General features: G+C 44.4%; 4 protein-coding genes. 2 read left to right on the top strand and 2 right to left on the bottom strand.

Translation table 11 applies throughout. The features are described 5' to 3' along the window. On the top strand, positions 1 to 98 hold a 98-nt coding region (locus M0412_RS26380), incomplete at its 5' end, for an integrase core domain-containing protein (RefSeq protein ID WP_371338343.1). Here M0412_RS26380 and M0412_RS26375 read toward each other — a convergent pair. Further along, positions 89 to 559 carry a PHP domain-containing protein gene (locus M0412_RS26375; RefSeq protein WP_371338347.1) on the bottom strand — a complete coding sequence of 157 codons (471 nt, stop codon included), beginning with the start codon at positions 557 to 559 and terminating at the stop codon, positions 89 to 91. The two genes, M0412_RS26380 and M0412_RS26375, sit on opposite strands and share 10 nt — an antisense overlap. A gap of 1,912 nt (positions 560 to 2,471) precedes the next feature. Between M0412_RS26375 and M0412_RS26370 the strand changes: the two genes are divergently transcribed. After that, positions 2,472 to 2,942, top strand: a complete 471-nt coding sequence (locus M0412_RS26370) for a PHP domain-containing protein (protein ID WP_371338347.1) — start codon at positions 2,472 to 2,474, stop codon at positions 2,940 to 2,942. On the opposite strand, the gene M0412_RS26365 is transcribed toward M0412_RS26370, so the two are convergent. Next, positions 2,933 to 3,030: integrase core domain-containing protein (locus M0412_RS26365; RefSeq protein WP_371338343.1), on the bottom strand; the 98-nt coding region annotated here is incomplete at its 5' end. The genes M0412_RS26370 and M0412_RS26365 overlap by 10 nt on opposite strands.

Raw genomic sequence — 3,030 nt, 5'->3', positions numbered from 1 at the left:
TGCCGTTCTGGTTCGAGCATTACAACAATCTTCACCCTCACAGTGCTTTAGGATATCAGTCACCGCGCGAGTTCATCAGCTCGAAATCTCACACCTGAGCATGTCCGGTCTTTTGGGGGCAACTCCAACCAAAACCATGAAATTCTCTTGCAATGTTAAGACATTCAATGATTGATTGCTGGCATCGAGAGTTTGCTAGTCCTCTGTCAATAATGGTGAGCCTAGCATAGAATTTCTGTAGGCTATCCATATCAGGAAGGTAACAAAGTAAGTGTCCCTGTGGAGTAGAAAGCTCAACTCCAGCAACAACAAGTATTCCAGTTCCATGTGAAGCTTTTATTGTTGCTTCAACATTTGAGATTTCATTGTGGTCTGTCACCGCAATAAGCGACAAACCTTCTCTTTTCGCAGTTTCCACAATATTTAGAGCTGTCATGGTTTCATCGCGTACATCATGTGATGCGCCAAAAGAGTGGATATGCAAATCCGCTCTATGAAATCGCGCTCCCGTTGGAAGCGACAAAACCGCGTCTTCAACACTGAAATACTCGTTATCCATTATTCCCCCCCAAGCAATGCTATCTATTTATAGTAGAGTAGTGTGCGCTTAACAACTGACTGGTGATATTTCACTTTGGGAAAGATTTTTATTTTCCCATTCATCCCCGCCCTGTTTTCCTGACCTATACTGCCTCTGTTCCGTAGATGAACCGGGAAGCATTCCGGTTTGAAGCGGGGCTAGCGCTGGTTGTGAGAGAAGACGTCTCTCTCATATTTCGGGGACTGACAGGAAAAGTCCTCGGGCAATGGCCGAAGGAGAGATGGTTTGGTTTGTGGTGGGCCTTTCTCTTTCTCTGAAGTTCGTTGGCTGAAGGATTGGCTTTGCATGTATAAATCGCTGATGCGGGGCACTGATAAGTGTCTTGATTTCCCCAGGTGGCAATTTTCAGTGCCCCGTTGCAATGCCCATTGAGCAGAAAGGCTGATGGGAAAAGAGATGAAGCTCAAGACACGGTCGCAACTGCGTCGCGTGGTAGGAAAGGTGTGTTCAAATGGGTTTCTATGAAACGTACGTTCTTGCAGCTCGTGCAGATACAGCCCTGATGAGGCGAAGGGTGGCGAAGATTATGAATCGTCGGCGCAAGAAGCAATATTTACACAGCCAGAAGAAGAATTTGGATTTGGAAACCGAGATGAAGAGGGGAGTACCCCTTCGACCCGGGAGGATTCCATAAATATATATTTATATAGATATATACGCAGAAACATATAAAATATATGCTGCGTTGAATTGTATAGGAATATTGAGGGCGAATGAAAATCCGTGACCAGAATCTTGCTTTTACGGCCTGAAATTTGCGGATTGCGGGACGATAGTGTGTAAATATATGATTTTTATGTTGAAATTACCGACATGGTTGGAGAATGATTATGCGCGGAAATTATATAAGTGAGATGGAATTGATTAAAGCGGAGATCGGATTCGGGTGGCGACCAATCATAATAACAATATCATGATATTGTTATTATGATTGGTCGCCACCCGAATCCGATCTCCGCTTTAATCAATTCCATCTCACTTATATAATTTCCGCGCATAATCATTCTCCAACCATGTCGGTAATTTCAACATAAAAATCATATATTTACACACTATCGTCCCGCAATCCGCAAATTTCAGGCCGTAAAAGCAAGATTCTGGTCACGGATTTTCATTCGCCCTCAATATTCCTATACAATTCAACGCAGCATATATTTTATATGTTTCTGCGTATATATCTATATAAATATATATTTATGGAATCCTCCCGGGTCGAAGGGGTACTCCCCTCTTCATCTCGGTTTCCAAATCCAAATTCTTCTTCTGGCTGTGTAAATATTGCTTCTTGCGCCGACGATTCATAATCTTCGCCACCCTTCGCCTCATCAGGGCTGTATCTGCACGAGCTGCAAGAACGTACGTTTCATAGAAACCCATTTGAACACACCTTTCCTACCACGCGACGCAGTTGCGACCGTGTCTTGAGCTTCATCTCTTTTCCCATCAGCCTTTCTGCTCAATGGGCATTGCAACGGGGCACTGAAAATTGCCACCTGGGGAAATCAAGACACTTATCAGTGCCCCGCATCAGCGATTTATACATGCAAAGCCAATCCTTCAGCCAACGAACTTCAGAGAAAGAGAAAGGCCCACCACAAACCAAACCATCTCTCCTTCGGCCATTGCCCGAGGACTTTTCCTGTCAGTCCCCGAAATATGAGAGAGACGTCTTCTCTCACAACCAGCGCTAGCCCCGCTTCAAACCGGAATGCTTCCCGGTTCATCTACGGAACAGAGGCAGTATAGGTCAGGAAAACAGGGCGGGGATGAATGGGAAAATAAAAATCTTTCCCAAAGTGAAATATCACCAGTCAGTTGTTAAGCGCACACTACTCTACTATAAATAGATAGCATTGCTTGGGGGGGAATAATGGATAACGAGTATTTCAGTGTTGAAGACGCGGTTTTGTCGCTTCCAACGGGAGCGCGATTTCATAGAGCGGATTTGCATATCCACTCTTTTGGCGCATCACATGATGTACGCGATGAAACCATGACAGCTCTAAATATTGTGGAAACTGCGAAAAGAGAAGGTTTGTCGCTTATTGCGGTGACAGACCACAATGAAATCTCAAATGTTGAAGCAACAATAAAAGCTTCACATGGAACTGGAATACTTGTTGTTGCTGGAGTTGAGCTTTCTACTCCACAGGGACACTTACTTTGTTACCTTCCTGATATGGATAGCCTACAGAAATTCTATGCTAGGCTCACCATTATTGACAGAGGACTAGCAAACTCTCGATGCCAGCAATCAATCATTGAATGTCTTAACATTGCAAGAGAATTTCATGGTTTTGGTTGGAGTTGCCCCCAAAAGACCGGACATGCTCAGGTGTGAGATTTCGAGCTGATGAACTCGCGCGGTGACTGATATCCTAAAGCACTGTGAGGGTGAAGATTGTTGTAATGCTCGAACCAGAACGGCA

This window comes from Agrobacterium sp. O3.4, assembly GCF_041414895.1.
Lineage (GTDB): Bacteria > Pseudomonadota > Alphaproteobacteria > Rhizobiales > Rhizobiaceae > Agrobacterium > Agrobacterium cucumeris.
This window is presented reverse-complemented; position numbering and strand designations above follow the sequence as displayed.

Coding starts and splice junctions, on each gene's coding strand:
- M0412_RS26370 (WP_371338347.1), top strand. CDS start 2,472: ATGGATAACGAGTATTTCAGTGTTGAAGACGCGGTTTTGTCGCTTCCA.
- M0412_RS26375 (WP_371338347.1), bottom strand. CDS start 559: ATGGATAACGAGTATTTCAGTGTTGAAGACGCGGTTTTGTCGCTTCCA.